Source organism: Neomesorhizobium albiziae, from assembly GCF_900114255.1.
GTDB classification, from domain to species: Bacteria; Pseudomonadota; Alphaproteobacteria; order Rhizobiales; family Rhizobiaceae; genus Neomesorhizobium; species Neomesorhizobium albiziae.
In genome coordinates this window covers 24690-44403 of record NZ_FOSL01000029.1, presented here as the reverse complement: position 1 = coordinate 44403, position 19714 = coordinate 24690, and the positions used below count along the sequence as shown (strand labels likewise).

The window sequence follows — 19714 nt, the reverse complement described above, 5'->3', positions numbered from 1 at the left end:
ACTTCACAAATGAGCGTCCGCCAGCGGTCGACGACATCGGCATGGTTCGTTACCGCGCTCGCAAGGCCGACTGCGATGCATGCGCCTTAAAGGCCAGATGCTGCCCGAAGGCGCCGGCCCGCAAAATCCTGCGCTCCATCCACGAAGGCGCCCGCGACATGGCCCGGAATATTGCAACGACCGACGCCTACGTCGTCTCCCGCCGACAACGTAAGAAGGTCGAGATGCTGTTTGCACACCTCAAGCGCATCTTGAGACTGGACCGCTTGCGCTTGCGCGGACCGAATGGCGCAAAAGACGAATTCCATCTCGCCGCCGCAGCCCAGAACCTCCGCAAACTCGCAAGGCTGATCCCGATGCCGGCGCCGAAACCGGCATAAGACCGTTGCGGCTCGTTGCGCGTAAAGATCGTCAGACCCAATCCGTCACTAGAAGCCGACTTCTTCAACGGTATCCATCCTTTGCAGTCGTTCAAAGAAAACGCTCGCCGTCCTCCCGATGCTCGAAACAGAACCAGACCGATTTTCCCTTGCCGCCACGGGCGAATCCGCGCTGGCCCCATCGGGTGCAGCCCGGATGCTCGCACCAATGCTCGACCACACCAGCCGGCGTCAGTCCGTCGGCAGAGGGCGGGTAGGCAGCGGGATGATCAGCTTGTTCTGACACGGCTCGCCCGACGCATTTTCCATTCTTTCTCGAGTTGGTCCGGCGTCAGGCCGCGCGCATAGGCCTCCATTTCGGCCTTCATCTTTGCTCGGCGAGCATCTGCCTCAGGATCATCGAGCTCGAGATCGGCTGTTCGAACCTGCTTTTCTTCCGGCCAGTCCCGACAGCATGCGACTGCCGCAGCCTCGTCAGCTTCGCCCCAGACATGGACCAAAGCAAAATCCTCGTCATCGGGATAGCGATCATCATCGGGGAAGCCAGCCTCATCCCAACCCTCAACTGCAAAGCTCGCTTCGGCTGCGCGCATCGGTGATATGCCGGCCTCGTCGAAAACTGCCCTGGCGGCGGCCAATCCGCGCTCGATTTCCTCGGGCGAGGCACCTGGAACACTGATCCTGATGTCCATGTCGGTCTCCTTCCCCCGCGGCGTCCAACAGTGAACAAAAAAAGAACAAAAGTGTCAAGATCGCCTTGACTGACGCAGGAATGAGTTCCTATTTTTATGGAATGACAAAGACAATCTGGACCTTTGGGGACGCCGTTCGGCGTTTCCCGCTGATGCGTGTCGATTGCCCGTGTGGCAACGCCGGTTTCTTCAACACGATGGAGGTCGCTGGCGAGACCAGTTACGAGCGCGATCCCCACAACGTTGCGTTCAGATGCCGCGAATGCAAAGGGCAGTCGGGAAGGCCTAAGATCCAGTTGTTGGAGGTGGACGTCGACCGGCTGCCCAAGGTTGGCGTGTGGCGACCGGTGAAAATGGGAAGAAACCAACCAACGGTCTGGTCGCTGCAGAGGCTGCGCTAGCATGCCGATGTTGTCGGACTATCCGGGCGACAAGATCCTCGTTGGCTGCATCAGGTGCGGCATGCGCAGGCAGTATGACAAAGCTGCAATGCTCAAGGCAGGTGACGATCGCACTCTAGCAATGCTGTTGGACGAGATCGTGCGGCGCTCGGGCTGCGTGAAGGTGGACAACGTCAATATCTACGATCGCTGTGGCGCGAAATATGAGGACCTGCTCGAACTGCTCAAGGCGGCGAGGCGCCATAGGTGATTGGGCTGAAATCAACGCAAAGTCGGAGAAGCGATGCAAGCCGATTGAGCGCTGCGGGTCGGTGCCGCGGTCCTGAGATTCCGTGACAGTAGCGTCAGCTCTCGACCCATTGCAGTCGGTCGTGTTCGAGTTGTCAAACCCGGATACGAGAATGTTCATGGATCTAGCGTTTGTTTGCCGTTACGACGTGCGCGTCCATCGGCATGATGATTTCGCCTGACGGTACGACAAACTCCGCAAGCGAACGTTCAGATTCCGTAGCGAGAGTTTCCATTAATTCGTCGCTGAGCATGTCAGCCAGGGGCGAGCCTTTGACTTCTATGCGAATGAATTCCTTTATCGACGGGAATCGGATCGAACCTTCATGGAGAATTACGCTGGCCCCTGAGATGCCGCTGTCGATAAATAACTTGGCGAGCTCGGCTTGATCGCCAAGGACGAAAGGCGCCGACAGCACAGCCGCCGCTTCACCTCCGCACTGTCGGGCCGCGATATCCACCAATATCTGATACCCGCGGGCGCGATTGATAGGTGCCCAGACAGCAACTGCAAGTCGCCCGGCTGGCGCGAGAGTTCGCCACATCTGGCTTAGGGAGGCCACGCGGTCGGGAAAATACATGAGCGCGAATTGGCTGATCACGACGTCAAAACTCGCGTCCTTGAATGGAAGAGATGCCGCATCGCCTTGTCGCCATTCTATTTTCGGCTCAGCTCTCGCTGCGACCGCCAGCATCCCCTCATTGAGATCAAGGCCAACGACCTGGCCTTCTTGCCCGACCCGTCTGAGAGCCTCTCGCGCGAGCACGCTGTCCCGCAGCCAACATCGAGAACTTTGTTACCCGTCATGATCCCAGCGGCGTCTGCAACCGGGCCAGCCCAAGCTTCAAAGATCGCAGGTACGAAGCAGGACTCGTAGATTTCGGCGGCGTCTGTTGAGACCTGCCAGCGTTCAGGTCCTGCCATCACAAATCCTCCAATTTCCCCTGACCGCTCCGTCGCTATAATATTCGCTTCACAATGATCGATAGCCATGATCAATCGTCCGGATCGTCTACCACAGCGTCTGAGGTCGACGTGCTATCGGATATGCTGCGTTCGGTCCGGCTAACCGGATCGATGCTGTTTCTCGTCGAGGCGTCCACGCCTTGGGTTTCGTGGGCACCGCCGACAGAATCGTTCCAGCGCCTGGTGCTTCCGGCCGCGCAGCACCTGATATCGTTCCATATCGTTACGAGTGGTAGCTGCTGGGCGGGGCTTGCTGGCGCACCGCCGGAGCGCTTTGAGGCTGGCGACGTGCTGGTTATTCCGCACGGCGATGCCTACTGCCTCGCCGACCCACCCACGGCGGAGCGCACCTACGATTTCGAGGAAGCGCTGACCTTCTTCCGCCGCATGGCGGCCGGCAAATTGCCATCGACGATCTTCGAAGGTGGCAACGGACCGGGAACGACGCAATTCATCTGCGGTTTTCTCGGTTGCGATTTGCGGCCATTCAATCCCGTGTTGTCGGGGCTGCCGCGCCTCCTTCGCGTGCGCCCTGCGGCGCAGACGGGACATGGTTTGCCTCATCTGATTGCGTTCGCGCTGCACGAGTTACACGAGCGACGTTCGGGAGGGCAGGTCGTGAAGTTGCGGATGGCGGAACTGCTGTTCGTGGACGTCATTCGCCGTCACCTCGAAACATTGCCTGATGAAAAAGTCGGCTGGCTCGCCGGGTTGCGCAATCCCCTGGTCGCGCGCGCGCTGGCATTGCTGCACGATGCCCCGGCGCAGAGCTGGACGCTCGATGCCCTCGCGGCGCAGGCAGGTACATCGCGCTCCGTGTTGGCCGAACGCTTTGTGCATTTCATCCGTCAACCGCCGATGCAGTACCTGAGGCAACTGCGCATGCAGTTGGCGAGTCGCTTGCTCGTCGAGGATGGTGCCAAGGTCGTCTCCGTCGCTACGGCCGTCGGCTTCGGATCAGAAGCTGCGTTTAGTCGTGCTTTCAAGAAGTGCGTTGGCCTTTCTCCCAATGAATGGCGCCGACGACAGTGAGAGTGTTCCCAGCCCGCCAGCAGACGGTGGAGGAAAGCCGGCGAGAATATATCTTTGACAAAGCCGCCGGCCGGTCGAGGGCCGCTTGCAGGTCGCCACCATCCCTAAGTTCTTCGGGAATGTCTCGTTTCAGCAGTTCGCCGAGCACCATCGCCGCTTCCTTAAGGAGAGCTTTGGATTCCGCGGATGTCAGATGCTCAAGGTGGTCGGCAGCTTTCAACAGCTCGACCACAAGATCAACACCGCGTGCGTGTAGCTGTGGCATCGCAGGCGCCTCCCAGAAACAAGCGCCCATTTGCTCAAAACCCGCGCCGGGTTTCAACAAACTTTGACATACACAACCTCGACTAAAGCTTGCGATTCAATAGCCGGGCTTCTCGCACGAGCGAATTACGTTTCAACCTGTCCACCAACAACCGGCGCCGCCAGGGTTCGAAATCGCAACCGGCGATGGCGGCCGCAATCGCGTTTCCAGCTGACGCCGATCAAAGCGAACAAGGGGGTTCAGTCACCAATCTACCCAGGTTTACGTCCGCTAGGCGCCGCATGTCGGTCGTAGAGGTGGCTTCGCAGCATCCTAAAAGTAGACCTTACCAGCGATTGTGCCGGAGGTCGTGGTTGCGCCAACTGTCGACGTTTGCAGTTCATGCCAACAACGTCGCACGTACCTCGGCAAGCAGACTTTCGGCCTTCGGCATTTTGGAAGCTCACTTGACGACCGAAAACTCGAACTGGTTCCAGCGGTAAACGGCCTTGTATTCGTCGTCGCGCCCCGGCGTCCTGAACACATTGCGATAAATTGCTCCACAGCTTGTCAGCTCTCCGGGAAAGGCATCGCACAGGAAATTGCCCTGCACCCACGAGGCTCCGGTGCGGGTCCTCTGGCCAACCGTTTCGCTGAGGGTTCCGTCTGCCGAGGTTGCGCGCTGCATTGGCAGGAACTTGTGAAGCGCCAATTTTCCGCGCGCTTCGTGGCCGAACATGAGAGACCTTATTTCCCCTCCTGTGAGCCGGTCCTTCGGATTCATGCCTACCCTTGCCAATGCCGGCAGATCGGGCACGCCTGCCTTGGTCAGGCCGGCCAAAAGGCGGTCGATATCGGCCGTATTCTTAAAGACCATGTAGTCCTGGGTGAGCAACTGGCTCGGCTCGTATTCCATTCGCCGCGCAACAACCTTCCTAAACGTTTCCAAGGCGGCCGCGGCCTGGTCGGTGCGCCCAAGATGTCCATAGGCCGAAACAACAACTTGCAGGGCGTAGAATTTCGCCTGTGGATCGGGCGAATCAAGGTCCATCTTTTCGATGGAGCGAACCGCGTCCTCGAATTTGCCTTGGCCAAACTCGGCTAGTCCGGCCTGGTAGTGCCGGTAGTCCATCCGCGAGATCGGGTCGACGCGGGCGGCCGCCTCGAGATAGCTCAGCGCTTCCTTCGGCCTGCCGTTGAAATTCAGGGCGTTGGCCAGCGAGAGATAATTCCAGGTATCGCTGGGATCGAGCGCCACTGACTTCAGAAGAACAGTGACTGCTTCGTCCGAGTTGTGTTCGCGGACCATCAACTCGGCGACGAGCTGATAGTAGCCGGGCGAGGGATGCCTGGCCGCCGCTTTCAGGGTTTCATGGATCTTGCCATAGGCCTCGTCCCACGAAAGTCCCATTACCACGGCCCGGGTGATATCCGCGTTCCAATAGGCCCAGGCGAGTTGGGCGTACGCCGCGCCGAAATCGGGGTCGAGTTGCACTGCCTGCTGGAAATGCTTCACAGCCTGCGCAAACTCTTCGGGGGTGTTGACACGGTTATAGATGTCCATCCCCTTGAGATAGGCCTCATAGGCGGCTGGATTGGTCGTGCCTCCTGCGCGATCGGCCTGCGCGCCGCTCATCAGGCGGAGTTGGAGCGCGCCCGCGATGCTGCTGACGACCTTATCCTGCAACGCGAACACCTCCGCCCACCGACCATCGAAGCGCTCCGCCCAGAGATGCCCAGATGTTGAGCTGTCGATCAGCTGCGCATTGATGCGCATGTCGTCGCCGACACGGCGGATCGAGCCTTCCAGCAGGTACCGGACGCCCAACGCTGCCGTAACCTCCTCCGGCTTCGGGTCCTTGTTCTTGTAGACGAACGCCGCGTTCCGAGAGACAACGAAAAGGCCCGGCACGCGCGCCAGTTCCGTCGTCAGGTCCTCGGTGAAGCCGTTGGCGAGATACTCCTGTTCCTTGTCGTCGCTGAGATTGTCGAAGGGCAACACGACTAGCGAGGGTCGGGTGTCGGCTGCCTCGCTGGCAGCAGGGGCGGCAAGTTGTGCAGGTCTCTCCCACGGCCGCCACCATGCTGCTGCAAGACCGAGAGCCAGGACGAGAACACCCGCCGCGACCGGGAAACGCCAGGCGTGCAGCTGACGGCGAGCATGGAGGGTCCTGCCTGCTGCGGCGGGATCAAGCAGCACGCGATACGCCTGAACTGGTTCAGCAATGTTCTTGACCCTCTGTTCGCCCATTGGCTCAAAGGCGAACGTCAGCTTTCGCTCGACCTCTTTGGCCACTTTTCCCGAGACGCAGATGCCGCCCGGTTCCGCCAACTGCTGAAGTCTGGCCGCGATGTTGACCCCATCGCCATACCGGTCGTCGCCGTCGACGATCACCTCGCCGAGGTTGATACCGATCCGCACCAGAATCTGTTCCGCTGTGGGAAGCGAGGCGTTGCGCTCGGACAGGCCGCGCTGCAGCGACACGGCACACTCGACGGCATCGACGACGCTGGCGAATTCGGCCAGCATCCCATCGCCCATCAGCTTGAAGATATGGCCGTGGTGGCGGGAAATTTCGGGTTCGAACAGTTCCTTGCGTCCGGCGCGAAGGCGCTCGAACGTACCGGCCTCGTCGCGCTCCATCAGGGCTGAATAGCCCACGACATCGGCAGCTAGAATCGCGGAAAGCTTGCGATCCATTGTTTTGGCCTCGCCCCCGCGGGATCATAGTATCAGTTGTTCTTAAAGGAAACCGACCTCACCAGCGCTTTGGCAATCCCATCTTTCCGCACGTTTCATTGACTGCTGACACGGCGACGTTAACCAATGTCGTATTCACCACATTCGAGACATTCGAGCTTGCCCGCAGGAATGGTTCGTTTGGGTCACCTAAGGTCATTACGCCTCGTGAGCTGAATGCCCGCTCTTGCGTTTGGACGCCAAAAGCTGTCGGTCCGCTGGCGGCCCAAGGCTGCCGGTCCGAAAAGCGCCCATGGGCAGTCATTCCTACGGTCCCGTCTATTCACCAAAACCGGACATCGCTATTGCAGAGGCCACAGGCGGCTTTGCGCGCGACTTCCGGACCTTCCAAATGACGCCGGCAAGGTCGCGTCTCTACATCACTTGGATTCCACCGACTGTTCTGGACGCCAAGTGCCTGATGAGACAGCCAAAACCGCTGGGACTAGCCGACCGACGACAATCCGCTCCTGACGACCATCGGCGCGCCGTCCGGAACGCGCTCATAGAGATCGATAATATCCTGGTTGATTAGCCTCACGCAGCCCGAGGACACGGACTTACCAATTGACGACCATTCCGGCGAGCCGTGTAGCCGATAGAGCGTGTCCTTGCCATCGTGGAACACATAGAGCGCGCGCGCCCCGAGCGGATTCATGATACCCGGCTCCATGCCGCCCTCCCAATTGTTCGTGCCCGGGATCTGCCGCGCACGGTATTTCTCAAGCTCGGGCTGGCGGTCGATCATTTCGTCTGGCGGGAACCAGCGCGGCCATTTCTGCTTCCACTGGATCATCCGCAAACAGTTGCACCAAGGCGACCGGAACGCGCAGCTTCTCGTTGCCGTCCGTGTCGTAGATGCCGATCATTCCCTGACGTTTTCCATGTTGCCCTCCGCGCGAACCTGCACTTCTTTCAGCTTGATTCTCGCCTGCCGGCTTGCAAGCAACCAGCGAAAAAAGCGGAAACGCAAACGTTTATGAAAACGGATGGGATGTTGTGGGCTTGTTTCTCCGGGAGTGTCCACTTGCAATCGACGACGGATTTGCTAAATGTAGTTGCGCGCAACCACAAGGGAGGCACCAGCAGTGAAACACATCAACATTCGCGAAGCCAAGGCCACCTTGACGGCGCTCGTCGACGCGGCCGAGGGTGGCGACCCAATCACCATCACACGGCACGGCAAGCCTGTGGCAGCTCTCGTTCCGATTTCCGACGCGGACAAATTGTATCCCGAAAAGCCCAGTCTTGCTGAATACCTGCTGTCGTTCCCCGGCTGGCCCGAGGGCTTCGAGCTCGAACGCGACCGCTCGCAGCAAAGCCGCGAGGTTGACCTTTGACGGCGTACCTTTTCGACACATCGGTGCTGTCGGCAACCGCTCCGGGAAAGCCTCCGCTGCCCCCAAAGGCGGCGGCTTGGCTGCTCCGGCAGTCGGGCAACTTGTTTGTGCCTGCCTTTGCCCTCCACGAGCTCCGCAGGGGCATTGCCAAGCTCGACTGTTCAGGAGCCACGGCGAAGGCTCAGACGCTTCTGGCATGGCTGCAAGGCATCATGACGGACTACAGCGCGGAAATCTTACCGATCGATGCGACGGTGGCATTGGAGGCAGGTCTCATGGAAGACGCCGCCACGGCAGGGGGGAGGCATCCAGGGTTGGCTGACATTCTCATCGCGGCGACCGCCAAAGCGAATTCCTTGACGATTCTGACTGTCAATTTGAAGCACTTCGAACCATTGGAAGTTCCCTGTCTCAATCCCCTGACTCTTTAGAGAAAGCCAACGTCACTACTATTCGACGTCGGTTTTGAGGGCCACGTAGACGAACTCCATGAGAACCGCCCCGGTGATCAACGTCGCGAACATCAATGCGATCATCCTGACACCCAATCCGAATGACTGCAGGAACCAGTCGGGAACCACAGAGACCGCCATAGCGCCGATGACGGATGCAAAGAACAGAATGCCACCGAGAAGGGGCACCTCTGCCGCCAGGCCACTGGCGCTGGTCGTGTTCCAGAACTGGCATAACAAGGCCCGACCCTCGGACGCGCGGTGGATGGAAAGACAGACGGCGTGCCCCTGTTCCTCGAGGAGATGACGAAGGCCGTAATTGAATCTGACGTGCTGACCGATGAAGGCGATCGTTACGCACTCTCGGGCCCGCTGCCACCGATGGCGATCCCTGCGACCCTGCAGGATTCTCTGCTGGCGCGGCTCGATCGGCTAATGACGCCAGCGCGGGAGGTCGCGCAGATTGGCGCTGCAATCGGCCGCGAATTTTCTTATGAGTTGCTGGCGGCGGTCGCGCAGCGCGAGGAGGGGGAACTGCAGGGCGCCCTCGACCAACTAATCAGCACCGAACTCGTGATGGCGCGCGGTCGGCCGCCGCACGCCACGTGCATCTTCAAGCATGCATTGGTGGGAGATGCCGCTTATGCCACCTTGCTACGCAGTCGCCGCCAGCAGTTGCACACCCGGATCGCCCACGCGCTCGAGCAGCATTTCGGCGAGGTCGTCGAACACGAGCCCGAGATCGTGGCTCAGCACTATACGTCTGCCGGCGCCTCTCTTCAGGCCATCAGCTATTGGCAGCGCGCGGGAGAGAGCGCCAACGACCGTTCGGCCAACGATGAGGTCCAGAGCCATCTGCAGAAAGCGCTGAACTTAATCGAAACGCTCTGCTGGCCCGGAGCGCCAGCGGCGCGAGCTCGCAGCGCTAACGGTGATGGGCCGCGTGCTCACCGCCAAGAATGGCTACGCAAATGCCGTGGTCGAGCGGGTATATTCTCGCGCGCGCCGCCTTTGCGAGGCAATGCCAGAAGATGCGACTGTCTTCCCCGTTCTGCTCGGCCTGGCCATCTACTCGGCCACGCGCGCCGAACTCATGTCGGCGCACGAGCTGAGCGGACGGCTTCTCGACCTTGCCCTGCAGAGTAACGATCCCGTGTGGGTGGTCGAAGCCCATTATGCTCGGGGAATCAGCTTTTCTTGGCGCGGCGACTTCAGGGAGGCACGGAAACATTTAGAGCTGGCCTCCGAAGCGTATCACCCACAGCAACACCGAGCTCATCTCGCGCTCTACGGCCAGGATCCCGGACCGATTTGCCTATGTCGCGGGTCAGCGGTGCTTTGGCACCTCGGCTACCCTGACCAGGCGCTGACCCGGATGGAGGAGGCACTTGTCTTGGCCGAGCGATTCGCGCACCCCTTCAGCCGCGCTTACGTGCTGATATGGGCAGCGTGGTTACGAATATTCCGACGCGAGGTGGCCGAAGCCGGGGAGCGGATCGACCGCGCGCTCACGTTCGCGACCGAGCAGGCGTATCCCTTCTGGGCTGCCATGGCCGCCCAGCAGAAGGGATGGCTATCGGCGAAGCAGGATCAGAAGGAGCGAGCGATCGCCCAAATTGAGGATGGCCTGGCCCGGATGCAGGCCGTCGGAACGCAAGTGACGCAGGCGTATACGATGGGATTTCTCGGGGAGGTGCTCGGGAGCGTCAAGCGCGCTTCGGACGGCGTGCGCCTGATCGATCGGGCTCTCGACCAGGTAAACCGGACCCGCGAGCGGTGGTGCGATGCCGAATTGCTGCGGCTGCGAGGTGCCATATTGGCTGCGGCGGAACCAACCGATTGCCACGCGGCTGAAATCTCGTTCCGCCAAGCGATCGAACGCTCTCGCGAGCAAGGTGCCAAATCCTGGGAGCTTCACGCTGCCACATCGCTTGCGCGCCTCTTGGCCGAACAGGGCAAGCGCGCCGAGGCGCACGACCTGCTCGCGACGACCTATGGCTGGTTCACCGAGGGCTTCGGCACGCCAGATCTAAACGAAGCCAAGGCGCTGCTCGACGAGCTCCGGTGATCTGTGCGATTTCGGCAAAGGTGGCACGGGCGCCTCTTGGAAGATGGCGCGATTTGCCGAACGGTTTCTGGCGCGATGAAACGCTGGAGGTCTGCGAATATAGCGGTCGAGCCGCGACCTTTGCGGAGGTGGCCGTGGAGGTGCAGAGGTGGAACAACCTGAGTTGACCCGTTGTTGGCCTCCCACAATGGCCATCCCAACCTGCACTTCAGTGACTGGAAGCTGCCGTTGAGTCGGGCGGCTGAATTGCAGCCAATTTAGCGTGCGCGCAAAGAAGCCGCTCAATCGGCTTACAACCTCACCCGTGTGAAAGGGAGACCCTCATCGCTGACGCTGCTTTTTCGCACGCTGGTCCCGAGCCGAAGGAGTATTCTATTTTCATTGCCCGAAACGGTTTACAGTCGCGCCGAATTTGCGCCGCATCTCCGTCGTTCAGACAAACGTTGCCTCCACCCAGAAGCAGAGGTAGGGGCTGAGGGCATACACCAGTCGTCCCGCATCTGAATCGGCCGGAATTCGATGATCTGTTATCCGGGCAATCGTCCGGCTCTGCGAAGTTTCTGCCGCAGCGCGGCAAGGGCAGCGTTCGCTGCAGCATCCATGTCATCGTAGCGCTGCTTGGCCCAAGTTGGCTCCGTGTCGCCGGCTAGTTCAAACGAGAGAAGAGCGGAAATCTCCCCGTGCGCAAGCTGCCGCTGATGTTATCGTGCCATGATTACCCAATCTCCTCGGAGGGCTGTTATGCAGCGAACCGCTTTAGTAGCCTTGTTGGTGGGTGGCATAGCCGCGTTCGCGGCCGCGATCTATCTTTGGCTCGATCCCCGCTTTCGCCATCCGGATGGCGTCGGCTCATTCAATGGCACGCCAGTCGTGCAGTTCGTTGAGCAGGGGGATGGCAAGGGCAGAGAGATGGAGTTGCTGCAGGACTTCTCCTACACCGATCCATCTGGACGTACCTGGACTGCCAAGGCTGGATACAAGACCGACGGGGCCTCGATCCCTGCGGTCTTTTGGTCGCTTGTCGGCGCTCCGTTCGAGGGCGACTATCGAATGGCTGCGGTCATTCACGATTGGTACTGCTTTACCGAAGAGAAGCCGTGGCAGGATGTCCATCGAGTCTTCTATTACGCGAGCCTCGCTGGAGGCGTGACTGAGGCGAAGGCCAAGTTGCTCTACACAGCGGTGATGTGGGGCGGGCCGAAATGGGGGAAAGCGAAGTCTACCTGCTTCAGCTCGTGTCATGCCCCAACCGGCGACGCGATGACTCGCAAGCCATCCGGCGCAGTGACCTTCCAGCCTCACGTCACACCTGAAGAGGCTAGCGAACTGGCCAAGTGGGTCGAAGAAACAAATCCAAGCCTGGAAGCGATTGATGAGCGGGCGCAGAAAGACCGGTTGCACGAGCTGGGCGGCCTGGAGTAGCCGCTGTGCGAAACAACTTGATAGCAGCGAGTGACATGAAGCTCGCGACCACAACCATTGACCCCATCGGAAGTCGTGTTTGCGCCAAAAAGCGAAAATTGGATCGTTCGGGAGAGTGTCGGTCAGGATGCGATACAAGGCCGTGACCATCCCCCGGCAATGCGAATGAACATTGTCAGGAACTACCTTCAGCACCGAACATCATCCAATCGAGCTTTGGTTCAACCCACGGTGCCAGCTTCGCGAACTGAGGCAAAGCGCGCACTCTGACGAGATTGCGGGCGAGGTCCGCAATGCGCGGACCGAGCGTCGCGAACTCCTCCCGACGTGTGACGAATGTCAGTTCGCGGGAAAATCCTGGGCCAGGCAGGGGTAATACCTCGACGCCGTCGGCATAAGCAGCTCCTTGAAGTAGGCAAAGCGGCGTTGTGATGGCGACGCCAACCCCGGTCGCCACCATTGCCAGGAGGGAATCCGAAGTGTCGAACTCAAGCATGCGTGGCGGCTCCAGGCCAAGCCTGCGCAAATGTCGGTCGACATGCGCGCCGCTGTGCGACCGCGCGCTGTGGCGTATGAGATGATGACGGGACAATATTTCGCGCAGATCTTGGTCTTTGCAATCTGGACCGACGTCTTTCGGGACGAGCAGCAGATAGGGCTCCCGAAACAGCGGGTAGCGGACAATGTCGTCGAGGCCTTCCATCGGGTCCGAGGTGACGGCGGCGTCGATAGCGCGGCGCATGAGCGCCTCGGTGTGGGAGAAGGCCAATCCTGACCAAGCGGTCAATCGCAGCGCGAATGCCCCGTCCACCAGTTCCTTGACGAGATAGGCGCCAATCGTGCCGGCGAAAGAGTCGACGAGGCCCAGGCGCAGATCCAGGCGCTCAGGCATTGCGGCGGCGGCCCGCACTGTCTCGACCGCCCGGATGATCCGCTGCATGACTTCCTCGGCCTGACCTGCCAGGACGCTGCCCGCATGGGTAGGAAGAAGGGGCCGCCGGTCGCGATGCAGAAGCGTCGCGCCGATCTCCTTCTCGGCTCGGCGCACGGCCTGGGACACGGCCGATTGAGTCAGGCCAAAGCGCGAGCCGGCCGAGCTCATGCTGCCGGTGTCGATCACGGCAGCCACGATTTCAAGCGTCCTGAGATCTATGCTGCCAGTCGTCTGTTTCTTTATCATCATAATCCCAGATCATACTTTGCATTAATCTTCCTTCTTATTCTAAAAATCAATTGCAGGGGAGCGCCTTAAGCTGCATCCCTATTGCGAAGGCCGCTGCCGGAATCGAGCGAAGCGCCTTTCAACAATAAACAGAGCAAGAAAGCGCCCTCGAAGCCGTGGCTTCGGGGAAGCGCGAGATATGGAACACTCGCAAACGGAGATGAAAAATGCACGTTTTGAAGACACTTGCTTTCGGACTTGCGATTGGCCTTGGGGTGGCTGGAGCTCGCGCCCAGACTCTCGACTGCGGTGACGATACCTTGTGTAAGGTGGAAGCGACCAAGGTGCTCAAAGTCGGGACCAAGGACGACTATAAACCTTGGTCGTATCGGGCTGCCGACGGCAGTTTCGCTGGCATGGAAGTCGACCTCGCCAACGCGCTCGGCGAACTCCTCGGCGCCCAGGTCGAAATCGTGAAGGTCAACTCCGCCAACCGCTTCGAATTCCTCGCCCAGGGACAGATAGACCTGATGATCGCCTCGGCGACCGACACCGCCGAACGCCGGCGGGTGGTCGGCTTCGTCCACCCGAACTATTACTCGTCCGGCTACAATGTCGTGCTGCCGAAAAAGGTGACCGCAACCAAGTGGGAAGACGTGGCCAGCCAGACCATCTGCGCAATCCAGGGAGCCTGGTACAACAAGCCCGCGCAGGAAAAGTTCAAGATCGAACTTTTGGCCTTCGCCGGCACCGCGGAGGTCGACAGCGCGTTCCAGCAGGGCCGCTGCATCGGCGTCCTGTCCGATGACAATATGATCAACGTGATGCTCGCCGACCCAAAATGGGCGGACTATCACATGCCGCTGCCGACCCAGGATGATGCGCCGTGGGGCATCGCCGTCCGGCTGAACGATCTCGATAAGCCTTGGGGAGTGCTTGTCGCCGGCGCCATCGCCAACTGGCACCGCTCGGGCAAGCTTCTCGAACTGGAGAAAGCCAATGGCATCGCCGAATCCGGATATCTGCGCAAGATGCACGAGGCACTGAAGGATCATCTGCCTGCGGAGTGAGCCGGCAATCCTTGCCGGTCGAGCATGAGCGTTCCGAAGACTTAATTCCACCTTTCGGCGTCGTGCTCTGATCCAACGTCCGGTTCCTCACGGTGGGAACCGGACACCTCTTCAGGGGAGCGGACAATGCTCGAAGCGTTTCGCCAATTCGCACTCGACTTGAAGGCGTCTGGCATCAACCTGACGATCCTCTACGACGCCTTCGATTTCGAGCGCTTCGTGTCGGGGCTCATGACGACTTGCGCTCTGATCGTCATCTGCACGTTTTTCAGCATCCTGATCGGCGGCGCCGGCGCAGCCGTGCTGGCGCTATCGCGCGGTCCAGCGGCCATGCTCGTCCGCGCCTATGTGGCGCTCATCCGCAACACGCCGCTGCTCGTGCAGATGTACTTCTTCTACTTCGCGGTCGGCAGCCTGATGCCGGTCGGCCAGAACGCCATCGGCCTGCCGGTGCCCATGATCGGCAATTTCACCTGGGCGGTGATCGCGCTCTCCCTTTATGCCGGTGCCTTCAACATCGAGACGTTCCGCTCCGGTCTCGGGGCAGTGCACAACTCGTATGAGGAAGCAGCGCTAGCGCTTGGATACTCGCGCTTCAAGGCGTTTCGCTACGTTGTCGTGCCGCTGGGGTTGCGCTTCTCTTTTGCATCGCTTGCCAACAATCTGGTCGACCTCACCAAGTCGACGACCGTAGCCTACGCGATCGGCGTGGCGGAACTGCTCTACGTGTCCAACCAGATCTGGTCGGACTCCCTCAACACATTCGAGATGATGAACATCATGCTGGCCATCTATCTGCTGCTCACTGGCATCGTGGTGTGGATCATCGGCCGCGTGCAGGCGGCGATGCGCCTGCCCGGCTTCGGCGCGAACTGAGCGGATTATCCCGATGTCAGAAACCACGATCTTCGCCGATATCTTTCGCTGGCTGCCCTTCGTGCTATGGGGCTTCGCCCTCAACATCCTGATGAGCATTCTGGCAATCATGCTCGGCACTGCGGCGGGCGTATTCCTGGGGTTCGGGCAGATATCGCATGTCCGGCTGATCGGCAGGATCTCTCGCCTTGCCACCCAGCTGTTTCGCAACGCGCCCTGGCTGGTGCTCCTGTTCTACTGCATCTTCCTGATGCCCTATTCGTTTACCGTGTCCGGCGTCACTTACAACGTGCCAAGCTGGCTGCGCGCGACGCTCGGCTTTAGCGTGCCAGTTGCGGCGAATTTTTCCGAGATCGTGCGCGGCGCGATCGGCTCGATCCCAAAGGGGCAGTGGGAGGCGGCCGAAGCGCTCGGCTATACCAGGACCGTCACCCTGTTTCGCATCATCCTGCCGCAGTGCGTTACGCGCATGCTGCCGCCGTGGATGAACCTTTACGCGCTGCTCATCACGGCAACGCCGCTGGCCTCGATCGTCGGCGTCGACGAAGCTCTTGCCCGCACCCAGGCCGCGGTGCAGTCCGAGGTGCAGCCCGGGTTTCTGATCCCGATGTATCTCACTTTGCTAACAATGTTCTTTCTCTACGCCTATCCGATTTCCCGCGTCAGCTCGGCGCTCGAGCGCCGCTTCCGAACTGTGTGAGGTTTGTTATGCGACAGGCAACGCAAGATGGTGCACTGGTCTCCTTGCGAGGCGTGCGCAAGGCATTCGGCAACATCGAGGTGCTGCGTGGAGTCGACCTCAATGTCGCCAAGGGCGAGGTGGTGGCGATCATTGGGCCGTCGGGCTCCGGCAAATCGACGATCCTGCGGACGGTGAACGGCCTGACGCCCGTGGACCACGGCGTGATCACGGTCGGCGACATCACGGTCACCGACCCCAAGGTGGACAAGGTGGCGCTAAGACATCGCGTCGGCATGGTGTTCCAGCAGTACAATCTGTTCCCGCACAAGACCGTGTTGGAGAACGTTGCGATGGCGCCGATCCAGGTACTCGGCGAGCCGCGCAGGCACGTCGAGGAACGGGCAAAGCATCTTCTGGCAGGGATGCGTCTGCCGGAAAAGGCGCTCTCCTATCCAGGAGAACTTTCCGGCGGCCAACAGCAGCGTGTGGCGATCGCCCGCGCCCTGTGCATGCAGCCCGAAGTGATCCTGTTCGACGAGGTGACGGCGGCGCTCGATCCCGAAATGGTCAAGGAAGTGCTGAGTGCCGTCAGAAAGGTCGCCGAGGACGGCATGACCTGTATCCTGGTCACCCATGAGATGCGATTTGCCCGCGAGGCCGCCAACTGCGTCTATTTCACTGACAAGGGGGTAATCGTCGAACAGGGCGAGCCGAAGGCATTCTTTACCAATCCCCAGGATCCAAGGACCAAAGAGTTTCTGGACAAGGTTCTCTAAAGCAGCCGCGATCCACGCCAAGGAAATTCGACATGAACCAGACTACGCCCGGGTCGGAAAGCAACACCGGTGAGCGCATCGAGACCGACGCATTGGGCAGTCGACCCATCGATGACGCTCATTACTACGGTATCCAAACGGTTCGCGCGCTAGAGAACTTTTCCGTTTCCGGCAAGACGATTGCCGATATTCCGGGCTTCGTCGAGGGCATCATCCACATCAAGCAGGCCGCCGCGCTCGCCAATCTGGCGGCCGGCGGGCTACCCGGGGAGATAGCAGAGGCTATAGTCGCGGCCGGCGAACATTGTCTGGAAAACTTCGAGCCGTCGCAGTTCTCGGTGGACATCTATCATGGCGGCGGCGGCACGGCGGCGAACATGAATGTGAATGAGGTGATTGCAAACCGCGCCAACGAAGTGCTGAGCGGCCGCAAGGGTTATGATCATGTCCATCCGAACACGGACGTGAACATGGCCCAATCGACGAATGACGTCATTCCGTCGGCGATGAAAATCGCTGTTTACCGGCTACTATCGCAGCTCGAACACACAGTGTCGGGCCTGGTCGATGCGCTTGCCGCGAAGGAGGTCGAGTTCGCGAGCGTGATAAAGCTTTCCAGGACCTGCTTCCAAGATGCGCTCCCGATCACGCTCGGTCAGCAGATCTCAGGATACCGACACAGCTTCCAGCGAGCATTGCGGGACCTGGAAATCGCCAAGGCCAAATGTCTTCACTTGCCGTTGGGGGCCACTGCGGTCGGCACAGAGTTCGGCGCGCTCCCGGGCTACAAGGCGGCCGTCCACGTCGAGCTAAGCCGCATCACCCAATTGGCGTTGGAACCGGAGGAGAACTTCTTCGACGCACTGCAGAATGCAGATCAATGGATGTCGATTTCCGGCACACTGAAATCCCTGGCGCTGTCGATGGCGAAGATGTGCAACGATCTGCGTCTCATGTCGTCCGGCCCGCGCGCCGGCTTTGCTGAGATCACCCTGCCTGCGGTACAGCCGGGCTCGTCGATCATGCCAGGCAAGATCAACCCGGCCGTCCCGGAAATGGCCATCCAGGTCTATTTCCGCGTCCTCGGCAACGACGCCACCGTCACACGCGCCTGTGAGGGTGAACTCGACCTCAATGTCTGGGAGTCGATCATCCTCAATGCCGTGACCGAGTCGATCGTCCTGCTTAACCGGGCGATACCGTTGCTCATTTCGAAATGCATTGCCGGCATAGCCGCTAATGAGGCGACGTGCCGCGCGGCGGCGGAAGGTTCGCTTGCCCTTTCCACCGCGATCGCTGCTGTCTTCGATTATCCGAAAGCCGGATCGGTCGCCCGCTTCGCCGCCGAGCGGGGACTGTCGATCAAGGATGCTGCGGTTCAGATGGCGCTTTTGTCACAGGAAGAGGCCGAAGAGCTTTTTGAGGTCTCGCTTTTCGCAGATACTTTGCGCTATCAAAAGGTGATCCAGAAGTATCGCCTCCTGGCGCAGCAAGGTGAGCTCGGCGGCTCTTCCGACGGAATAACCGGCAGCACATGGTAACAACAATACCCGAGGTGGCATTCATCGGAACCGGCGGCACGATCGCCTCAATCGGCAAGGATGCATTCGACATCCTGGATTACGGGAACAACGACAACAGGCTTCACGCGGACGACATCATCGCGGCGCTGCCACCGCTGCGCGGTTTGGCTCGCGTAACGCCGGTTCGCTTCAAGAACATCGAGAGCACGGCCGTCACCTCCGGCGACTGGCGGGATCTGGCGCTGCTCTGCGCCAGGCTCGCCGAAGACAACCCGGAACTCGCGGGCATCGTCATCGGCCACGGCACCGCGACGTTAGAGGAATCCGCCTATTGCCTCTCGCTGACGCTTAAACTGAAAATCCCTGTGGTGGTCGTCGGATCGCAGCGGCCGCTGAATGGCATTTCTTCGGATGCGCCGGCGAACCTGGTCAGCGCAATCAGGGTTGCAGCGTCGCCGGATTCAAGCGGCCGCGGCGTACTGATCGTACTGAACGACGAAATTCATGCAGCACGTGACGTCAGCAAACGGTCGACTTTCCGCTTGCACGCCTTTCAGTCTGCGGACTTCGGCATGCTTGGCCAGGTTGACGGCGAGACGGTCCGCTACTATCGCCGAACGGAACGACTGCACACTCTGGAAAGTGAGTTTTCGGTTGCAGACATCGCGGCAATGCCGCGGGTCGATGTGGCTTACAGCTACGCGGGCTCGGACGGAACGGCAATACGCGCTTTCGCAGCTGCCGGCGCCAAAGGCATCGTGCTTGCCGGCTTCGCCCCGGGTATGGGCACACCAAGTGAAGTTGAGGCACTTGAAGAGGTGATATCGAGAGGCGTCGTGGCCCTGCAATCATCTCGCGCCGGAAGCGGAGGCGCACTGGACAGCGCCAGACATCGGGCGATTGGAATCATCGCGGCGGACAATCTGACACCGCCGAAGGCACGGATTCTGCTAGGCTTGGCACTGGCACGAACTACGGACCGCAATGAAATTCAGCGAATATTCGCGATGTACTGAACGGTCTCAAATCGGATCCAGAACCAGCCGTTTGAGGCACCACAGTGAACGTCCCAGATGGGTTAGTTTACGTCGATGCATGGGGCGGCTGAATGTCCGCTTCTCAGATTCCACGCCTCGAAGCCGCAAGTCTGCTTCCGGCCTCGTTCCGGCCATTCAACGTGTCGGCGCGACCCGACCGATTAGCAGCGACACTCAGCTTCCGGATGATCGGCGAACAACACGAAACGCCCCTCGCTTGCTACGGCGCACTTGATGGCGCACTCGCGAGCGGCTTCTGTTAGTCGACTTGGTTCGTCGACGTCTCTTGCGATCGCTTAAGCAACTCTGCCGCCTCGGTGCCGAGGGCCATTGCCAGGCGCTCCACCACATCAATGCTCGCGTTGTAAACACTGCGTTCCAGCGAACTGATATAGGTACGATCGATATCCGCACGATGGGCGAGCTCTTCTTGCGACATGCCTTTGGCTTGCCGCGCTGCTCGCAGATTTTGCGCGAATACCTCCCGAATCTCCATTGATCAGAGATCCACGATTTGACGAGTATTTCACCACGGAGTATTCTCTACAATAATGCTGCGTGG

Annotated in this window: 21 protein-coding genes and 1 pseudogene; 15 read left to right on the top strand and 7 right to left on the bottom strand. The window is 60.0% G+C overall.

All coding sequences use genetic code 11. The features are described from left to right. Positions 1-380: transposase (locus F3H98_RS26825; RefSeq protein WP_149763513.1), on the top strand; the 380-nt coding region annotated here is incomplete at its 5' end. A 269-nt stretch (positions 381-649) separates the two neighbouring features. On the opposite strand, the gene F3H98_RS26815 is transcribed toward F3H98_RS26825, so the two are convergent. Continuing rightward, on the bottom strand, positions 650-1018 hold the full coding sequence (locus F3H98_RS26815) for a hypothetical protein (RefSeq protein ID WP_149763509.1): 369 nt from the start codon (positions 1016-1018) through the stop codon (positions 650-652). Positions 1019-1152: 134 nt separating this feature from the next. Between F3H98_RS26815 and F3H98_RS26810 the strand changes: the two genes are divergently transcribed. Both F3H98_RS26810 and F3H98_RS26805 read left to right on the top strand, forming a co-directional pair. After that, a complete protein-coding gene (locus tag F3H98_RS26810) occupies positions 1153-1473 on the top strand; it encodes a hypothetical protein (RefSeq protein ID WP_149763507.1) in 321 nt (106 codons plus the stop codon). Position 1474: 1 nt separating this feature from the next. After that, positions 1475-1723: a hypothetical protein gene (locus tag F3H98_RS26805; RefSeq protein WP_149763505.1), complete on the top strand. Its 249-nt coding sequence runs from the start codon at positions 1475-1477 to the stop codon at positions 1721-1723. Positions 1724-1886: 163 nt separating this feature from the next. Here F3H98_RS26805 and F3H98_RS26800 read toward each other — a convergent pair whose 3' ends face one another. Further along, complete coding sequence (locus F3H98_RS26800; RefSeq protein WP_188130591.1) at positions 1887-2528, bottom strand: class I SAM-dependent methyltransferase; 642 nt, start codon at positions 2526-2528, stop codon at positions 1887-1889. Positions 2529-2740: 212 nt separating this feature from the next. Between F3H98_RS26800 and F3H98_RS26795 the strand changes: the two genes are divergently transcribed. Further along, positions 2741-3760, top strand: a complete 1020-nt coding sequence (locus tag F3H98_RS26795; RefSeq protein ID WP_149763501.1) for an AraC family transcriptional regulator — start codon at positions 2741-2743, stop codon at positions 3758-3760. Between the two features lie 85 nt (positions 3761-3845). Further along, a complete protein-coding gene (locus tag F3H98_RS31350) occupies positions 3846-4016 on the top strand; it encodes a hypothetical protein (RefSeq protein ID WP_188130590.1) in 171 nt (56 codons plus the stop codon). A 451-nt stretch (positions 4017-4467) separates the two neighbouring features. Here the strand turns inward: F3H98_RS31350 and F3H98_RS26790 are convergent, their stop codons facing one another. Both F3H98_RS26790 and F3H98_RS26785 read right to left on the bottom strand, forming a co-directional pair. Continuing rightward, on the bottom strand, positions 4468-6705 hold the full coding sequence (locus F3H98_RS26790; protein ID WP_149763499.1) for an adenylate/guanylate cyclase domain-containing protein: 2238 nt from the start codon (positions 6703-6705) through the stop codon (positions 4468-4470). Between the two features lie 484 nt (positions 6706-7189). Further along, positions 7190-7540: pseudogene (locus F3H98_RS26785) on the bottom strand (L,D-transpeptidase); the annotation flags it as partial. Between the two features lie 292 nt (positions 7541-7832). Here F3H98_RS26785 and F3H98_RS26780 point away from each other — a divergent pair. Both F3H98_RS26780 and F3H98_RS26775 read left to right on the top strand, forming a co-directional pair. Then, positions 7833-8084, top strand: a complete 252-nt coding sequence (locus tag F3H98_RS26780; protein ID WP_149763497.1) for a type II toxin-antitoxin system Phd/YefM family antitoxin — start codon at positions 7833-7835, stop codon at positions 8082-8084. Continuing rightward, positions 8081-8515: a type II toxin-antitoxin system VapC family toxin gene (locus F3H98_RS26775; RefSeq protein ID WP_149763495.1), complete on the top strand. Its 435-nt coding sequence runs from the start codon at positions 8081-8083 to the stop codon at positions 8513-8515. The genes F3H98_RS26780 and F3H98_RS26775 overlap by 4 nt, the downstream gene beginning before the upstream one ends. Before the next feature lie 18 nt (positions 8516-8533). Here F3H98_RS26775 and F3H98_RS26770 read toward each other — a convergent pair whose 3' ends face one another. After that, on the bottom strand, positions 8534-8725 hold the full coding sequence (locus tag F3H98_RS26770; RefSeq protein WP_149763493.1) for a hypothetical protein: 192 nt from the start codon (positions 8723-8725) through the stop codon (positions 8534-8536). An 832-nt stretch (positions 8726-9557) separates the two neighbouring features. On the opposite strand from F3H98_RS26770, the gene F3H98_RS31340 reads away from it, so the two are divergent. After that, positions 9558-10604 (top strand): ATP-binding protein, encoded by a 1047-nt coding sequence (locus F3H98_RS31340; protein WP_188130589.1) that lies wholly within the window; start codon positions 9558-9560, stop codon positions 10602-10604. A 741-nt stretch (positions 10605-11345) separates the two neighbouring features. After that, on the top strand, positions 11346-12026 hold the full coding sequence (locus F3H98_RS26755) for a DUF1353 domain-containing protein (protein WP_188130588.1): 681 nt from the start codon (positions 11346-11348) through the stop codon (positions 12024-12026). A 175-nt stretch (positions 12027-12201) separates the two neighbouring features. On the opposite strand, the gene F3H98_RS26750 is transcribed toward F3H98_RS26755, so the two are convergent. Next, positions 12202-13209 carry a LysR family transcriptional regulator gene (locus tag F3H98_RS26750; RefSeq protein ID WP_244621922.1) on the bottom strand — a complete coding sequence of 336 codons (1008 nt, stop codon included), beginning with the start codon at positions 13207-13209 and terminating at the stop codon, positions 12202-12204. Between the two features lie 206 nt (positions 13210-13415). Here F3H98_RS26750 and F3H98_RS26745 point away from each other — a divergent pair, with 206 nt between their 5' ends. From F3H98_RS26745 to F3H98_RS26720, 6 genes are all read left to right on the top strand, one after another. Then, complete coding sequence (locus F3H98_RS26745; RefSeq protein ID WP_149763484.1) at positions 13416-14258, top strand: transporter substrate-binding domain-containing protein; 843 nt, start codon at positions 13416-13418, stop codon at positions 14256-14258. Between the two features lie 126 nt (positions 14259-14384). After that, the gene (locus F3H98_RS26740) at positions 14385-15134 is read left to right on the top strand and encodes an amino acid ABC transporter permease (RefSeq protein WP_149763482.1); all 750 of its coding nucleotides are present in this window, start codon (positions 14385-14387) and stop codon (positions 15132-15134) included. Positions 15135-15147: 13 nt separating this feature from the next. After that, positions 15148-15834 (top strand): amino acid ABC transporter permease, encoded by a 687-nt coding sequence (locus F3H98_RS26735; protein ID WP_149763480.1) that lies wholly within the window; start codon positions 15148-15150, stop codon positions 15832-15834. Between the two features lie 8 nt (positions 15835-15842). Continuing rightward, complete coding sequence (locus F3H98_RS26730; protein WP_149763478.1) at positions 15843-16592, top strand: amino acid ABC transporter ATP-binding protein; 750 nt, start codon at positions 15843-15845, stop codon at positions 16590-16592. A 32-nt stretch (positions 16593-16624) separates the two neighbouring features. After that, entirely contained in the window at positions 16625-18133 is a 1509-nt protein-coding gene (locus tag F3H98_RS26725; RefSeq protein WP_149763476.1) for an aspartate ammonia-lyase, read from the top strand. A 14-nt stretch (positions 18134-18147) separates the two neighbouring features. Beyond that, positions 18148-19131: an asparaginase gene (locus F3H98_RS26720; RefSeq protein ID WP_244621921.1), complete on the top strand. Its 984-nt coding sequence runs from the start codon at positions 18148-18150 to the stop codon at positions 19129-19131. Positions 19132-19411: 280 nt separating this feature from the next. Here F3H98_RS26720 and F3H98_RS26715 read toward each other — a convergent pair whose 3' ends face one another. After that, a complete protein-coding gene (locus tag F3H98_RS26715) occupies positions 19412-19648 on the bottom strand; it encodes a helix-turn-helix domain-containing protein (protein WP_149763471.1) in 237 nt (78 codons plus the stop codon). Between the last annotated feature and the right edge of the window lie 66 nt (positions 19649-19714).